The organism is Streptomyces sp. NPDC049541 (assembly GCF_044465725.1).
In the GTDB taxonomy this organism is placed as follows: domain Bacteria; phylum Actinomycetota; class Actinomycetes; order Streptomycetales; family Streptomycetaceae; genus Streptomyces.
The window spans coordinates 534,016-549,759 of sequence record NZ_JBITLY010000005.1; the positions used below are offsets into that span (position 1 = coordinate 534,016).

Consider the following 15,744-nt stretch of genomic DNA (forward strand, 5'->3'; position numbering starts at 1 on the left):
CCCCGGTGGGCGGGTGTTGTTCACCTTTTTTTCAAAAATTTGGGGGGGGCGCGGGGGGGGGCCCCGCCCCCCAGCGGGCCCCCGGGCCCCTCTCCGGTGATGTGCTGTTGTGCTCCTACAGCGCTCCGAAACCCACCTTGCGCGGGGCCGGCTCGCCGAGCTCGACGTAGGCGAGGCGCTCGGCCGGGACGAGGACCTTGCGGCCGTGCTCGTCCACGAGGGTCAGCAGCTGCGACTTCCCGGCCAGTGCCTCGGCCACGACCCGCTCGACCTCCTCGGCACTCTGACCGCTCTCCAGAACGATCTCGCGGGGCGCGTGCTGCACGCCGATCTTGACCTCCACGGCTATGTCCCTCCGACGGTCAGTGAAGTGCGCGACCTTTACGCGCCGTACCCAGCACACATTAGCCCGGTGAGGGGACGTACACCCTCCGCGCCTGCACGCCAGGAGCGAACAGCGGACGGGAACAAACGGCCTGTACGCGCGCGTGCGGGTCAGTGGTGCTGTTCGGTGCCGTGCAGCGGGAAGCCCGCGATGCCGCGCCAGGCGAGCGAGGTCAGCAGCTGCACCGCCTGGTCGCGCGGCACGCTGCGGTCGCTGTGCAGCCAGGACCGGGCCACCACCTGGGCGAGGCCGCCGAGACCGGAGGCCAGCAGCATCGACTCGGCGCGCGAGAGGCCGGTGTCCTCGGCGATCACGTCGCAGATCGCCTCCGCGCACTCGTTCGTGACCTTGTCGACGCGCTCGCGCACCGCGGGCTCGTTCGTCAGGTCCGACTCGAAGACCAGGCGGAAGGCACCACCGTCGTCCTCGACGTACGCGAAGTAGGCGTCCATCGTCGCCCGCACGCGCTGCTTGTTGTCGCTCGTCGAGGCGAGCGCCCCGCGAACCGCCCCGATCAGCGACTCGCAGTGCTGGTCCAGCAGTGCGAGATAGAGGTCGAGCTTGCCCGGGAAGTGCTGGTAGAGCACCGGCTTGCTGACGCCGGCGCGCTCCGCGATGTCGTCCATCGCGGCCGCGTGGTACCCCTGCGCCACAAAGACTTCCTGTGCGGCGCCCAGCAACTGGTTCCGTCGGGCACGGCGCGGCAGGCGCGTGCCCCGCGGGCGTGCCGCCTCTGTCTGCTCGATGGCTGTCACGCCGCCTCCCAAAATCGTCCACATGCGGTGTGCGCCGCGCGGCCATCGTACTTTTCGGTAACCCTGTCGTGCGCGGTGCGAGCGCAGAATTTCACGGACCGGACGGTGGCGAAAGCCGTACGGAGGGTTTCAAAGCACGCCGAAGCGGGCAGCGGGCCGCCCCGTTCCAGCTCAGCGCCACCCTTCGCCGTCCCGTAAGCGCTTGTCAGCGGTAGTCGTCCTCGTCGATGGAGACGACACGGCGCTGCTCCACGAGATCGGCCTCGTTCGCGCGGGCCGGGTCCACGTCCTCGAGAGGGTCGTCGCGGTCGGGCACGAGGTGGGCGTACTGTTCCGCGGCGTCGTTCTCGGGGGCCTCGACGTCGATCTCCTGGGCTTCCTGCGTGTCCTCGTCCTCGAACGTCTCGGGATCGGTGGGGTCTACGGCCATGGCTGGGCTCCCTTCCTACGACTGTCCCTGGAAGAAGCAGGGACCACAGCGGGTGCCCTCTTTATGAGCCTAGGAGACACCCGATCCGGACGCCATGCGCTGTGCATGCGATCTGTGACGGCGAACACAGCAGTCACTGCGTGATCGTCTCGTAACATTGCCGCATGTCTTCGACCGAGCTGCCCTCCGTGCCGGCGACCACTGCGCTCCCGAAGGTGGCGCCCGTCAGGGTCGCGGACGGTGAGCGGCTCAGGTCGGTCGGGCTGCCGGGGATCACGCTGTCGGTGCGCTCGAGACCGCCGGTCCGTGAGGGGCTGCCGCCCGCGCTGTACGTCCACGGCCTCGGCGGCTCCTCGCAGAACTGGTCGGCTCTGATGCAGCAGCTGGAGGGTGTCGTCGACGGCGAGGCGATCGACCTGCCGGGCTTCGGCGACTCGCCGCCGCCGGACGACGGCGACTACTCGGTGACCGGGCACGCGCGCGCGGTCATCCGTTTCCTCGACGCGGCCGGACGCGGGCCCGTGCACCTCTTCGGCAACTCGCTCGGCGGCGCCGTCAGCACCCGTGTCGCGGCGCTGCGGCCCGACCTCGTACGGACGCTCACGCTGGTGTCACCGGCGCTCCCGGAGATCCGCGTCCAGCGGACCGCGGTCCCCACGGCGCTGCTGGCGCTGCCCGGTGTCACCGCGCTCTTCACCCGGTTCACCAAGGAGTGGTCGGCGGAGGAGCGGGTCCGCGGGGTCACGGCGCTCTGCTACGGCGACCCGGGGCGGGTGACGCCGGAAGGTTTCCGCAATGCGGTCGAGGAGATGGAGCGGCGCCTCCAACTGCCCTACTTCTGGGACGCTTTGACGCGCTCCGCGCGCGGGGTGGTGAACGCCTACACGCTGGGTGGCCAGCACGGTCTGTGGCGCCAGGCCGAGCGCGTCCTCGCCCCGACCCTGCTCGTCTACGGCGGCCGGGACCAACTCGTGGGCTTCCGCATGGCCCAGCGGGCGGCCCGCGCTTTCCGCGACTCCCGTCTGCTCACCCTGCCGGACGCGGGGCATGTGGCGATGATGGAGTACCCGGACACGGTGGCCCGGGCCTTCTGCGAACTCCTCGGTGAGACGGGAGAGTTGGCCGAGGGAGTCCCGTCCGGCGAACCCGCGGCCGCGGGTTCCTTCGACGGAGGTGGGCCGGTCGTCGACGACGGCCAGGCCGCCGCCGAGAGTGCGGGGAGCTGAGAGCCGACGTGGGACGCCACAGCCGCCGCGGGGGCGCTGCCGCCGCGAAGGGTGACGCCGGTGACATAGGCGCGGGGGGCCGCCGGGTGCCCGGGCCGTCGGGCGCGCAGCAGCGGGCTTCGGGGTACGGGACGCCGAGGACGGCGGACGGTACGCCTGCCCATGGAATGCCGCGGTTCCCCGACGGCACCGCCGCGCACGGCACCCCCCAGGTACGCGGCGGTCACCCCGAACAGCGTGAAGCCGGTGGCGGATGGGGTGAGTTGAGGGGGCCGGGCAGCGGTACCGGTCCCGGTGTCGCCATACCGCGGCAGCGTCAGGCGCCGTTCCGTGGGCCCCGGCAGGACTATCTCGAGGCCTTCGACGAGGACGACGACGTCTTCGCGCCCCGCACCGGTGCCCCGGCGCACGCCTCGCAGCCGTATCCCTCCGTCACCGGCGGGGACACCCGCACCCGTGTCGGCGTGCCCTCCGAGAGCGAGGACGACGCGCCGCCCACCGGTGTGCCCGCGCAGACCAGGGGCGGCAAGGGGCGGGCGTTCACCGGTATCGCGGCCGCCGCCGTCACCACCGTGCTGGCCGTCGTCGTCGCCGGCCAGGTCACGAACGGAACCGGGAACACCGGCATCGGCACGCAGTCGGCCACCGACCAGGCACGCGACGCCCGGGACTCGGGGCCCTCGCCGACCTCCTCGGCCGGCGTGGCGACACTGACGTACGCGCAGGCGATGGGGGAGAAGTACCCGCTCAGCGCCACGCTCAAGGGTTCGGGCAAGTTCGACGCGGTTCCGGGGTTCGACAAGGCGCCGGGCACAGGGCAGAAGTACACCTACCGCGTGGACGTGGAGCAGGGGCTCGGGCTCGACGGCGCACTCTTCGCCGAGGCCGTGCAGAAGACGCTCAACGACGACCGGAGTTGGGCCCACCACGGCGCCCGCACCTTCGAGCGCATCTACACCGGCAAGCCCGACTTCGTGATCACGCTCGCCAGCCCCGGGACGACCGCGCAATGGTGCGCGAAGTCCGGGCTCGACACGACCGAGGACAATGTCTCGTGCGACTCGGCCGCCACCGAGCGCGTGATGATCAATGCATACAGATGGGCGCAGGGATCGAAGACCTACGGTGACCGAATTCACGCCTACCGGCAGATGTTGATCAATCACGAGGTGGGCCACCGGCTCGGCTACAGCCATGTCACCTGCAGCAAGAACGGCCAGCTCGCGCCGGTCATGCAGCAGCAGACCAAGTTCCTCGACCACAACGGGATCCACTGCCTGCCCAACCCCTGGCCCTATCCCGGCAGTTGACAGGCCCCTCATATGTCACGTTGACATGCGCAGAAAGTTCATACATATTTCTGGGCATGTCGACCCCCCACGCCTTCGACCGCGCCGCCATCGAGCTGGCGCTGATCGGCGTGACCCCGCTCTGCGTGGCCGACATCCACTGTCGCTGACGCTCGCCCCCTGGCGTTCGCGTCGCGATCCCTTTCTCCCTCCGTGACCCGGTCACGGTTTTCGGCGACCTGACGCCCGGGCAGAGGTCTGTTCACTTCCGTCTCACTCCTCGTCCATCCGTCTCACCATCCGGGCTCATCCGGGTTTTCCGGGCCCCGAACACTCCGAGAGGTCGTCATTCCGATGCGTCAACCGTCCGTGAACAGCGCCCGCGTGGCGGCGACATCCATAGGCCTGGTTCTGGCCCTGGGCGCCGCCGCCTGCGGGCCGAAGGACAACGATGCCAAGGGCTCCGGTGGCGACTCCACGCCGCACAAGGGCGGCACCCTGACCATCCTGAACTCCAACCCGCAGCAGGACTTCGACCCCGCCCGCCTGTACACCTCCGGCGGCGGCAAGGTGCCCTCCCTCGTCTTCCGCACGCTCACCACGCGCAACCGCGAGAACGGCGCTGCCGGCGCCAAGGTCGTCCCGGACCTCGCCACCGACACCGGACGCCCCAACAAGGACGCGACCGTGTGGACGTACACGCTGAAGAAGGGGCTGAAGTACGAGGACGGCTCGCCGATCACCTCGGCCGACATCAAGTACGGCATCGAGCGCTCCTTCGCCCCCGAGCTCTCGGGTGGCGCGCCCTACCTGCGGGACTGGCTGATCGGCGGCGCCGACTACCAGGGCCCCTACAAGGACAAGGGCGGGCTGGACTCCATCCGGACGCCGGACGCGCGGACCATCGTCTTCCACCTGAACAAGCCCGAGGGCGAGTTCCCGTTCCTCGCGACGCAGACGCAGTTCGCGCCGGTGCCCAAGGCCAAGGACACCGGCACGAAGTACGAACAGCACCCGGTCTCGTCCGGGCCGTACAAGGTCGTCAAGAACGAGAACGACGGTGAGCGGCTGATCCTGGAGCGCAACACCTACTGGTCCGCCGCCACGGACGCCGAGCGCAAGGCCTACCCGGACAAGATCGACGTACGGTCCGGGCTCGACTCGTCCGTCATCAACCAGCGGCTCTCCGCGTCGCAGGGCGCCGACGCCGCCGCCGTCACCACCGACACCAACCTCGGCCCCGCCGAGCTGGCCAAGGTCACCGGCGACAAGAGCCTCGCCGCGCGCGTGGGCACCGGACACTTCGGCTACACCGACTACATCGCTTTCAACCCGAAGGTGAAGCCGTTCGACGACATCCGGGTGCGGCAGGCGATCTCGTACGCCATCGACCGTTCCTCCGTGGTCAACGCGGCCGGCGGCTCGGCGCTGGCCGAGGCCGCGACCACGTTCCTGCCGAACCAGAAGTCCTTCGGCTACACGCCGTACGACCTGTTCCCGGCCGGCAAGACCGGCAACCCGGCCAAGGCCAAGGAGCTGCTGGCGCAGGCGGGCCACAAGAACGGGCTCACCGTCACCCTCACCCATTCCAACAGCAAGGACTTCGAGACCAGCCCCGAGATCGCGACCGCGATCCAGGACGCGCTCAAGAAGGCCGGCATCACCGTCAAGCTCCAGGGTCTGGAGGAGAACGACTACTCCGACAAGACTCACAACGCGAAGACCGAGCCCGGCTTCTTCCTCGCGCACTGGGGTGCCGACTGGCCCTCCGGCGGCCCGTTCCTGGCACCGATCTTCGACGGCCGGCAGATCGTCAAGGACGGCGCGAACTTCAACACGGGCTTCCTCAACGACAAGTCGGTCAATGACGAGATTGACGCGATCAACAAGTTGACCGACCTTGACGAGGCGGCCAAGCGGTGGGGCGCGCTGGACAAGAAGATCGGCGAGCAGGCGCTGACCGTCCCGCTGTTCCACCCCGTCTACAAGCGGCTGTACGGCAAGGACGTCCGCAACATCGTGATCAGCGACTGGGACGGCGTCCTGGACCCCTCGCAGGTCGCGGTGAAGTGACACCGTGAGCGAGGCACTTCTCACCGCCCGGACCCCCGGGACGGACACCGTCGTCCCGGGGGCCTCGGGCGCCCGTCAGTTCTGGCGGCGGCTGCGCACGCAGCGCGCCGCCCTCGTCGCGGCGGCCGTCGTCGCGCTGCTGGTCCTGGTCGCGGTCGCCGCACCCCTTCTCACCGCCCTCGAGGGCCAGGACCCCACCACGTACCACCCCTCGCTCGTCGAGTCCGCGCGCGGAGGCGTGCCGACCGGCTCCTTCGGAGGCATCAGCGGGGACCACTGGCTCGGTGTCGAACCGCAGACCGGGCGGGATCTGTTCGCCCGGCTGGTGTACGGGGCGCGGGTCTCGCTGGGGGTCGCGCTCGCCGCGACGGTCATCCAGGTCGTCGTGGGTGTCGTGATGGGCATCGCCTCCGCGCTCGGCCGTGGATGGGTTGATCAACTGTTGAGCCGGATCACCGACATCTTCGTCGCCATGCCATTGATGATCATGTCGTTGGCCCTGCTCGCGATCGTCCCGGCGAGCTTCCCGCGACCTGTACTGGTCACGCTGGTCATCGGGTTCATCGCCTGGGGCAACATCGCCAAGATCGTGCGCGCCCAGACGCTCACCCTGAAGGGGCTCGACTACGTCTCCGCCGCGCGGCTCAGCGGCTGGGGCACCTGGCGCATCGCCCGCAGGGAGCTGCTGCCGGGGCTCGCCGCGCCGGTCATCACGTACGCAGCGATCCTCATGCCGGTCAACATCAGCGTCGAGGCCGCCCTGTCCTTCCTCGGCGTCGGTGTGAAGCCGCCGACGCCGTCCTGGGGACAGATGCTCACCGCAGCGGACGTCTGGTACCAGGCGGCCCCGCAGTACCTGCTGCTCCCGGCGGGCTCGCTGTTCGTCACCGTCCTCGCGCTGACCGTCCTCGGCGACGGCGTCCGCGTCGCCCTGGACCCGCGCGCCGCCTCGCGTCTGAGCGTCGGCACGGGCAGCAGGCGTGAGGCCAGGGCCGGCAAGGAGGGAACCGCATGAGCGGCTTCGGAGGCTTCCTCCTGCGTCGCACCGTCGGCGCCGTGGTGACCCTGCTGGCCATCTCGGTGATCGTCTACGTCGTCTTCTACGCCACCCCCGGCAACGTCGCCCAGATCACCTGCGGCCCGCGCTGCTCCCCGGAGCAGGTGCACCAGGTGGCACAGCAGCTGAAGCTCGGCGATCCGCTGTACCTGCGCTACTGGCACTTCCTGGAGGGTCTGGTCGTCGGCCAGGACTACTCCACGGGCACCTCGGTGGAGCACTGCCCGGCCCCCTGCCTCGGGCTCTCCTACCAGAGCGACCAGCAGGTCATGGCCCTCATCCTCACCAAGCTCCCGGTGAGCCTCTCGCTCGTGCTCGGCGCGATGGTGCTGTGGCTGGTGCTCGGCGTCGGTACCGGTGTCCTCTCCGCCTGGCGGCGCGGCCGGTTCACCGAGCGGGTGCTGACCGCCCTCACCCTGGCCGGCTGGGCCACGCCGGTCTTCGTCATCGGGCTGGTCCTGATGATCGTCGTCTGCGGCGAGCTGCAGCTGCTGCCCTTCCCGCAGTACGTGAACTTCACCGACGACCCCGAGCAGTGGGCGTGGAACCTGCTCCTGCCCTGGCTCTCGCTCGCCCTCATCGAGGCCGCGGCGTTCGCCCGGCTGACCAGGTCGTCGATGCTGGAGACCCTGGCCGAGGACCACATCCGCACGTTCCGGGCCTACGGCGTCGCCGAGCGGACGATCGTGGGACGGCACGCGCTGCGCGGGGCGCTGGCGCCCGTCATCGCGCTGAACGCCAACAACGTCGGCTCGGCGATCGGCGGCGCGGTGCTCACCGAGACCCTCTTCGGCCTTCCCGGCATCGGCCAGGAACTCGTCCACGCCGTCAATGTGGTCGACCTGCCGGTCGTCGTGGGCATGGTCCTGGTGATCGGCTTCTTCGTGGTCCTCGCCAACGCCGTCGCGGACGTGCTGTACGCGGTGGCCGACCGACGGGTGGTACTGACGTGAGTCTCGTCCAAGTCACGGATCTCTCCGTCGAGTTCGGCGACCTGCGGGCCGTCGACGGCCTCTCCTTCCGCCTGGAGCAGGGCGCCGCCCTGGCCCTGGTCGGCGAGTCGGGCTCCGGGAAGTCCACCGTCGCCTCGGCGCTGCTGGGACTGCACCGCGGCACGGGCGCGCGGGTCGGCGGCTCGATCGAGGTCGCGGGAACCGACGTACAGCAGGCGTCGGAGGACGCACTGCGACGGCTGCGGGGCGCGAAGGCCGCGATGGTCTTCCAGGACCCGCTGTCGTCCCTCGACCCGTACTACGCGATCGGCGACCAGATCGCCGAGGTGTACCGCGTGCACACGCGTGTGCCACGACGGGCGGCACGCGCGCGTGCGGTGGAGGTGCTCGACCGGGTGGGAATTCCTGACGCACCACGCCGGTCCCGCTCCCGTCCGCACGAGTTCAGCGGCGGCATGCGCCAGCGCGCGCTCATCGCCATGGCGCTCGCCTGCGAGCCCGAGCTGCTGATCGCCGACGAGCCGACCACCGCGCTCGACGTCACCGTCCAGGCCCAGATCCTCGACCTGCTGCACACCCTGCGCGAGGAGACGGGCATGGGGCTGCTGCTCGTCACGCACGACGTGGGCGTCGCCGCCGAGAGCGCCGACGATGTCCTCGTCATGCGGCACGGCCGCGTGGTCGAACACGGGCCGGTCACGGACGTCCTGGACGCCCCGACGGAGCCCTACACACGGGCCCTGCTGGCAGCGGTCCCGCGCGTGGACGCACGGCGGACGACACCCGGGGTCGCCTCGCAATCTGCGGCGGGCCACGGCGGAATCGACCTGCCGGAGGCTTCGGCGGAAGGCGCTCGGCCCGGCTCGTCGGAGGAGGACGGGCCGGTGTCCGCGGGTGCTGCGTCCGCGGCCGGTGAGACGGCCTCTTCGGGTGCTCCTGCGCGGGGCGCCCGGGCCGGCTCCTTGGGGGACGGCGGCTCATCGAGCGCTTCGGCGGAGGGCCCCGGGGCTGCCTCCAAGGCCGCCGTGACGGAGAACGGCCGGACGGCCTCTTCGGGTGCTTCCGGGGACGTCGTCCTGGAGACGGCCGGGCTGCGGCGTGAATTCGGGCGCGGCAAGCGGGCGTTCGCCGCCGTGGACGACGTGTCGCTGACGCTCCGCCGGGGCGAGACCCTCGGCGTCGTCGGCGAGAGCGGCAGCGGCAAGACGACGCTCGGACGGATGCTGGTCGGGCTGTTGGAGCCGACCGCGGGTGAGGTCCGTTACGAGGGGCACACGCGCGTGGGCGTGAATCCGGCCGTCCAGATGGTGTTCCAGGACCCCGTCTCCTCCCTCAACCCCCGTCGCAGCGTGGGCGAGTCCATCGCCGATCCGCTGCGCGCGCGTGGCGAGCGGGACGAGAAGCGCATCAGGCAGCGCGTGACGGAACTGCTGGAGCGCGTGGGGCTCGAAGGGGCCCACTACGACCGCTACCCGCACGAGTTCAGCGGCGGCCAGCGCCAGCGCGTGGGCATCGCCCGGGCACTCGCGGCCGACCCGCGTGTCATCGTCTGCGACGAGCCCGTCTCCGCGCTGGACGTGACCACACAGGCCCAGGTCGTGGCCCTGCTCGGCGAGCTGCAGCGCGAACTCGGGCTCGCGCTCGTCTTCGTCGCCCACGACCTCGCCGTCGTACGACAGGTCAGCGACCGGGTCGCGGTGATGCGCCGCGGCCGGATCGTCGAGACCGGGCCCGCCGACGAGGTGTACGACAACCCCCGGGATCCGTACACCAAGCAGCTGCTCGCCGCCGTACCGGCACTCGACCCCCGGGTCGCGGCCCGGCGCAGGGCCGCCCGGCGGGAACTGGCCGTGGCCTGACGTGATGTAACTGCTTGATCTCGTAGCGCGATCGAACGCGATCCGCACGGGAAAGTTACGACCGTTCACCCCTTTTGGTGGCGCGATGGACAACCGTCCGTCGCGCCACCGCCTTGTCCGCATACGTTCTTCCCGCTGCGAGCCGCCGGGTCAACGGCGGCTCCCCACAGGGTGATCGGGGGTGCGTTCGTGCGCATCGGACTGCTTACGGAGGGTGGCTATCCGTATGTGAGCGGTGACGCCAGGCTCTGGTGCGACCGGCTCGTGCGCGGGCTCGGGCAGCACGAGTTCGACGTCTACGCGCTCAGCCGCAGTGAGCGCCAGGAGAGCGAGGGCTGGGTCGCGCTCCCGCCGCAGGTCGGCCGGGTGCGGACGGCGCCGCTGTGGACGGCGGAGGACGACGGGACGAGTTACGGGCGCCGGGCGCGGCGCCGGTTCGCCGAGTGCTACGGGGAGCTGGCGGCCGCGCTGTGCGCGGGGAACCCCAGGGACCCTTACGGCGCTTCGGGGGAGACCCCGGCCACTGAGGCGGACCGTTTCAGCAGCGCGCTGTACGGGCTCGCCGAACTCGCCCGCGACGAGCGCGGCCTGGTGGGAGCGCTCCGCTCCGAGGCCGCCGTACGAGTCCTGGAACGCGCCTGTCGTGCGCCGGGCGCCCTCGGAGCGGCTCGGGAAGCGCGCGTACCGGATCTGCTCGCCGTCGCCGCGCACCTGGAACGCGCCCTGCGCCCCCTCTCGCTCGACTGGTACGAGGACGACGACCTCGGCTCGGCCGACCTGTGCCACGCGACGTCCGGCGGGCCCGCGGCCCTGCCCGGGCTGCTGGCCCGCCACTTCCACGGCGTACCCCTGCTGCTGACCGAGTACGGCGTGCGACTGCGCACCCACTACCTGGCCGCCACGGGCGCGCCGCCCGCCGTACGGTCCCTGCTCGCCGCCTTCCACGGCAGGCTCGCCGCCGAGATCTACGACCGCGCCACGATCGTCACGCCCGGCAACGCGCACGCCCGCCGCTGGCAGGAACGGTGCGGCGCCGACCGTGCGAAGCTGCGCACGGTCTATCCGGGCATGGACGCCTCCCGCTTCGCCGAGGTGGGCGAGTCCCCCCAGTCCGCGGACCCCGACACGCTGGTCTGGGTCGGCCGCGTCGAACCCGCCAAGGACCTGGTGTCGCTGCTGCACGCCTTCGCGGAGATCCGCAAGGAGGCGCCGAAGGCCCTGCTGCGGATCGTCGGTTCCCCGGACGGCCCCGACGGCGAGGCCTATCTCGGGCACTGCCGGGCTCTTGCCGCGCAGCTCTTCCCCGACGAGGCGGCAGGGCTGCACGCCGTCGGCGACAATCCCGTGTCCTTCGAGGAGATCGGCGGCCCCGAGCTGCCGAGCCTCGCCGACGCGTACGCCGCCGGCGCCGTGACCGTGCTGTCCAGCGTCGTCGAGGGCTTCCCGATCAGCCTCGTCGAGGCGATGTTCTGCGGGCGCGCGACCGTCTCCACGGATGTCGGCGCCGTGGTGGAGGTCATCGGGGGCACGGGGCTCGTCGTACCGCCGCGCAACCCGCGGGCGCTCGCCGAAGCGTGCCTGGCGCTGCTGCGTGACCCCGAGCGCCGGGAGCGCCTGGGCGCCGCGGCACGCGCGCGTGCGCTCGAACTGTTCACCGTCGAGCAGAACACCACGGCATTTCACGGCATTTACCTGGAGGTCGTCTCGCGCACCCCGGTGCGCCGTGTCGTCCTCGACGACACGGGAGAGCCCCTGCCGTTCGCCGTCCCCGCCGAGGCGCACCTCCCCGGCCGCTGGACCCACCCGGACGCGCGCGTGGTGGCCCGCGGCGGCCCCGGCTGGGCCACGGGCACCCCGGTACGCGCGACACCGCCGCGGCCCACACCTCCGATGCCGGCCACCGAGGGGGCGCGATGAGCGACCTGGGAGCACTGGACCGCCCTGGCACCCCGGACAGCCCCGGAGCCTGGGACGAACGGTCACAGGGATGGCTCGCGGAGGAGCCCACCGCCCCGGACGCCCCCGGAGGGGAGGCGGCACCTGGTGGGCGCGGCGGCGATGACGCTGGGGCATGCGCGCGGGCCGATGCCGAGGGGCTGGCACGCACGCGTGGCGACGCAAACGCCGAACCGCTGGCACGCACGCATGGCGACGCCGAATGCCTGGCCCGCACGGGTGTTGATGTCGAAGCCGCGGCACGCGCGCGTGGCGACGCCGAATGCCTGGCCCGCGCGGGTGCTGACGCCGAACCCCTGGCACGCACGCGTGGCGATGCCGAATGCCTGACCGGCGCGGGTGCTGACGCCGGAGCTTCGGCACGCACGCGTGGCGACGCCGCATCGTCGGCTGGCGCGGGTGTTGATGTCGAATGCCTGGCCCGCACGGGTGTTGATGTCGAAGCCGCGGCACGCGCGCGTGGCGACGCCGAATGCCTGGCCCGCGCGGGTGCTGACGCCGAACCCCTGGCACGCACGCGTGGCGATGCCGAATGCCTGACCGGCGCGGGTGCTGACGCCGGAGCTTCGGCACGCACGCGTGGCGACGCCGCATCGTCGGCTGGGGCGGGCGTTGATGCCGAAGTCTCGGCACACATGCGTGGCGACCCCGAACCCTCGACCCGCGCGCGGGCAGACGCCCAAGCCACGGCACGCACGCGTGCAGAGGCCGACGCGGTGGCGCCTACGCGTGCGGACGTCGAAGCCCCCGCGGCGGTGCAGGCAGACACCGACCGCCCGGCCACTTCCCGGCCGCCAGCTGCTCCGCGGCGCGCCGCCGCCGACCCCGTGAAGGCGCTGATGCACCGTCACCGCGAGTTGTGCGAGCGGGCGGTGGACCCCTTGGAGATCGCTGCGGGTCTGGAGGCGCACGGGGTGACCGACCGGACCGCCGCACGCTTCCGGCACCGGGACGTCTTCTCCCTGGCGGAGGAGATGTACGCGCGCGTGCCTCGCGACGACGGCGCCTCCGTCCGCCCAGCAGCCCTCGAGATGCCCAGGGCACGCCTCGGCTGGGCTCTGCTCACCCTCCTGCCCGGCGCACTGTGCGCGGCGACCGTCGCCGCCCTGCACCTCACCCACGGACAGGCCCGCGCGATCGCGGCCGCCGTCGGAGTCCTCGCCGTCGCTCTCGCCGTGCGCGCGGCGCTCACCCGCGGCCCCCTCGGCGTGACGGACCGCAGACCCCCGGGACCCCTCCCGCACGCGCCCGGCAGCCGTATGAGCACGTACTGGCTCCTCGGGTACGCCCTCCTCGGCGACGGCCTCCTGCGCTCAGCCCTCGCCGGAGGCCCTCACGGCCCCTGGCCCCTCGCCACGGCTCCCGTCCTGGCCCTCATGCTGGCCTGCGCCCCCGCGGCCTGGAGCGCCCACCTCTTCGCCGTACGCGCCCGCCGCAGACTGACCGCCAGCCGTGCCCTGGAGGAGTACGCAGCCTCCGTACGACCGCTCCTCATCGGCACGTTCGCCCTGTTCCTGTGCGCGCTGACGGCCCTGCTCGCCCTGTGCGGCGCGGCCCTGGGCGAACCCGTGGACCACGCCCAGACCGTCACCCTGGGCGCCCTGCTGCTCCTCGCCCGCCTCCTCACCACGCACGGTTTCACCCACGCCCCCGCGCTCGTCCTCACCACCACGGCCGCGGCCGAGGCCACCGCCACGGCCACCGTCCTCGCGGGCCGCCTCCCCGGGTGCGGCTTCCTCGCCACCCCCGTGGAGACCCTCGTCGACCACTGGGGCCCCGGCAGCGTCCCGGCCCTGGCCTGTGGGACAGCCGCACTGACCCTGCTGATCCACGCCACCCGCACCCTCACCCGGGCCTCGGCCCATGCGCCCGCGGACCGGCCGTGCTGACGCGGCAGCCGTCCCCAGCGCACCCCCACGAGTCGCACGTACTCCGACGGGCGCCGGCCCACGCACTGCCGCAGGCGCCCGGCCCCGCCGCCCGAGGCAAGCGCACCACCCCCTCCGAAGGAGAACCCCAGATGATCACCTCCCGACCCGACATCTCGGCCCCGGGAGCCGCCCGATGAGAGTCCTGCTGATCGGAGCCAACGGCTACCTCGGCCGCTTCGTCGCCGACCGTCTGCTCGCCGACCCGGCCGTCCAGCTCACCGCGCTCGGCCGCGGCGACGACGCCGACGTCCGCTTCGACCTCGCGTCCGGCAGTCCCGGAGCCCTCACCCGCTTCCTCGACGCGGTCCATCCCGGTGTCGTCATCAACTGCGCCGGCGCCACCCGGGGCGGCGCCCGCGACCTCACCCGCCACAACACCGTCGCCGTCGCCACCGTCTGCGAGGCCCTGCGCCGCAGCGGCTGCGGCGCCCGCCTGGTGCAGATCGGCTGCGGCGCCGAGTACGGCCCGAGCCAGCCGGGTTCGTCGACGGCGGAGGACGCCGTCCCGCGCCCCGGAGGCCCGTACGGCGTGAGCAAGCTCGCCGCCACCGAACTGGTCCTGGGCTCGGGCCTGGACGCCGTCGTCCTGCGGGTCTTCTCCCCGGCCGGCCCCGGCACCCCCGCCGGCTCGCCGCTCGGCCGGCTCGCCGAGGCCATGCGCCGCGCCATGCAGTCCGGCGACGGCGAACTCAAACTCGGCGGCCTCGGCGTCCAGCGCGACTTCATCGACGTACGCGACGTGGCCCGCGCCGTGCACGCCGCCTCGCTGTCCGCCGCGCAGGGCGTCATCAACATCGGCTCGGGCCGCGCCGTCCGGCTGCGCGACGCCGCCGCCGTGCTCGCCCGCGTGGCCGGATACGGCGGCGCGCTCCACGAACTCGACGGGCCGCCCGGCCCGCTGCGGGCCACCATCGGCCACCCCCGTAGCGAATCCGACCACGCCGCCCCGGTCGCGTACCCGTACCCCGACGGCTGCGGCAGCTGGCAGCAGGCCGATGTGCGCACCGCACGCGACCGGCTCGGCTGGCGGCCCCGCATCAACCTCGAAGAGTCCCTCGCCGACATCTGGATGGAGGCGGCATGCCGTATCTGACCAGCGCCAAAGCAGGCACCGCGAGCACCGGCGTCCGCACCGGGTTCGGCATCCCCGGCTACGCACACCCCCTCGTCGCCCCCACCGAGTGGGGCGAACTCACCCGCCCCGGAACGCCCTTGCACTGGGTCGTCCTCAACGTGGCCGACGGCCCCGGCTCCCGCCCCGACCCGCACTGCCTGGAGGCCGCCGGCCGCCTGCGCAACGCGGGCGTCCGGGTCCTCGGCCACCTCGACGCCGCCCACGGGGCCCGCACCTTCGGCGAGGTGATCTCCGACGCGCACCGCTACCTCGACTGGTACCAGGTCGACGGCTTTCTGCTGGACCGCTGCCCGGCCGAACACGTCTCGCTCCCCGAGGTCCGCCGGACCGTCACCGCGCTCCGAGGGATCCGTGACGCTGCCCACATCGTCCTCGGCCACGGCACCCACCCGCACCCCGGCTATGCCGAGACCGCCGACCAACTGGTCACCTTCTCCGGGTCCTGGAGCGACTACCGCTGGTCGCAGGTGGCCGAGTGGACCGCGGACCACCCGCCGGAGCGCTTCTGCCACTTCGTCCACGGAGTGCCCCGCCCCCACCTGGAGGAAGCACTGCGCATCGCGCGCTGGCAGGGCGCCTCGACGATCTACTTCACCGACCACACCGACCGGGGCGGCCGCGCCGACCCCTGGGAGACCATGCCCGGCTACTGGGACGAAATCGTCTCGCGGATCGGAACGGGTGTCTCGGAATGA

The 15,744-nt window shown here is 72.1% G+C and carries 15 protein-coding genes; 11 read left to right on the plus strand and 4 right to left on the minus strand.

The genetic code is table 11. From position 1 onward, the window contains the following. Positions 1–115: 115 nt before the first annotated feature. The 3 genes from ACIBW9_RS21795 to ACIBW9_RS21805 form a co-directional block, all read right to left on the minus strand. Complete coding sequence (locus tag ACIBW9_RS21795; protein ID WP_030929216.1) at positions 116–343, minus strand: DUF3107 domain-containing protein; 228 nt, start codon at positions 341–343, stop codon at positions 116–118. A 152-nt stretch (positions 344–495) separates the two neighbouring features. Next, positions 496–1,140: a TetR/AcrR family transcriptional regulator gene (locus ACIBW9_RS21800; RefSeq protein ID WP_398957358.1), complete on the minus strand. Its 645-nt coding sequence runs from the start codon at positions 1,138–1,140 to the stop codon at positions 496–498. 205 nt (positions 1,141–1,345) lie between these two features. After that, positions 1,346–1,570: a hypothetical protein gene (locus ACIBW9_RS21805; protein ID WP_398957360.1), complete on the minus strand. Its 225-nt coding sequence runs from the start codon at positions 1,568–1,570 to the stop codon at positions 1,346–1,348. A 164-nt stretch (positions 1,571–1,734) separates the two neighbouring features. On the opposite strand from ACIBW9_RS21805, the gene ACIBW9_RS21810 reads away from it, so the two are divergent. The 8 genes from ACIBW9_RS21810 to ACIBW9_RS21845 all read left to right on the plus strand — a co-directional run bounded on the left by ACIBW9_RS21810 (position 1,735) and on the right by ACIBW9_RS21845 (position 11,944). Further along, the gene (locus ACIBW9_RS21810) at positions 1,735–2,796 is read left to right on the plus strand and encodes an alpha/beta fold hydrolase (protein WP_398957362.1); all 1,062 of its coding nucleotides are present in this window, start codon (positions 1,735–1,737) and stop codon (positions 2,794–2,796) included. 8 nt (positions 2,797–2,804) lie between these two features. Continuing rightward, positions 2,805–4,106, plus strand: a complete 1,302-nt coding sequence (locus ACIBW9_RS21815) for a DUF3152 domain-containing protein (RefSeq protein ID WP_398957364.1) — start codon at positions 2,805–2,807, stop codon at positions 4,104–4,106. A gap of 56 nt (positions 4,107–4,162) precedes the next feature. Beyond that, positions 4,163–4,255, plus strand: a complete 93-nt coding sequence (locus ACIBW9_RS21820; RefSeq protein WP_351483554.1) for an Ms4533A family Cys-rich leader peptide — start codon at positions 4,163–4,165, stop codon at positions 4,253–4,255. A gap of 184 nt (positions 4,256–4,439) precedes the next feature. After that, a complete protein-coding gene (locus ACIBW9_RS21825) occupies positions 4,440–6,158 on the plus strand; it encodes an ABC transporter substrate-binding protein (protein WP_398957366.1) in 1,719 nt (572 codons plus the stop codon). Between the two features lie 4 nt (positions 6,159–6,162). After that, positions 6,163–7,173 carry an ABC transporter permease gene (locus tag ACIBW9_RS21830; RefSeq protein WP_398957368.1) on the plus strand — a complete coding sequence of 337 codons (1,011 nt, stop codon included), beginning with the start codon at positions 6,163–6,165 and terminating at the stop codon, positions 7,171–7,173. Then, a complete protein-coding gene (locus ACIBW9_RS21835) occupies positions 7,170–8,168 on the plus strand; it encodes an ABC transporter permease (RefSeq protein WP_398957370.1) in 999 nt (332 codons plus the stop codon). The genes ACIBW9_RS21830 and ACIBW9_RS21835 overlap by 4 nt, the downstream gene beginning before the upstream one ends. Continuing rightward, positions 8,165–10,027: a dipeptide ABC transporter ATP-binding protein gene (locus tag ACIBW9_RS21840; protein WP_398957373.1), complete on the plus strand. Its 1,863-nt coding sequence runs from the start codon at positions 8,165–8,167 to the stop codon at positions 10,025–10,027. Before ACIBW9_RS21835 ends, ACIBW9_RS21840 begins: the two co-directional genes overlap by 4 nt. A 189-nt stretch (positions 10,028–10,216) precedes the next feature. Next, the gene (locus ACIBW9_RS21845; protein ID WP_398957375.1) at positions 10,217–11,944 is read left to right on the plus strand and encodes a DUF3492 domain-containing protein; all 1,728 of its coding nucleotides are present in this window, start codon (positions 10,217–10,219) and stop codon (positions 11,942–11,944) included. 62 nt (positions 11,945–12,006) lie between these two features. Here ACIBW9_RS21845 and ACIBW9_RS21850 read toward each other — a convergent pair whose 3' ends face one another. Continuing rightward, positions 12,007–12,618: a hypothetical protein gene (locus ACIBW9_RS21850; protein WP_398957377.1), complete on the minus strand. Its 612-nt coding sequence runs from the start codon at positions 12,616–12,618 to the stop codon at positions 12,007–12,009. Here ACIBW9_RS21850 and ACIBW9_RS21855 point away from each other — a divergent pair, their 5' ends adjacent. The 3 genes from ACIBW9_RS21855 to ACIBW9_RS21865 all read left to right on the plus strand — a co-directional run bounded on the left by ACIBW9_RS21855 (position 12,619) and on the right by ACIBW9_RS21865 (position 15,744). Beyond that, complete coding sequence (locus tag ACIBW9_RS21855) at positions 12,619–13,872, plus strand: hypothetical protein (RefSeq protein ID WP_398957379.1); 1,254 nt, start codon at positions 12,619–12,621, stop codon at positions 13,870–13,872. It begins immediately after the preceding gene. A 175-nt stretch (positions 13,873–14,047) separates the two neighbouring features. Continuing rightward, positions 14,048–15,007 carry an NAD-dependent epimerase/dehydratase family protein gene (locus tag ACIBW9_RS21860; protein ID WP_398957381.1) on the plus strand — a complete coding sequence of 320 codons (960 nt, stop codon included), beginning with the start codon at positions 14,048–14,050 and terminating at the stop codon, positions 15,005–15,007. Further along, positions 14,995–15,744 (plus strand): spherulation-specific family 4 protein, encoded by a 750-nt coding sequence (locus tag ACIBW9_RS21865; RefSeq protein WP_398957383.1) that lies wholly within the window; start codon positions 14,995–14,997, stop codon positions 15,742–15,744. Before ACIBW9_RS21860 ends, ACIBW9_RS21865 begins: the two co-directional genes overlap by 13 nt.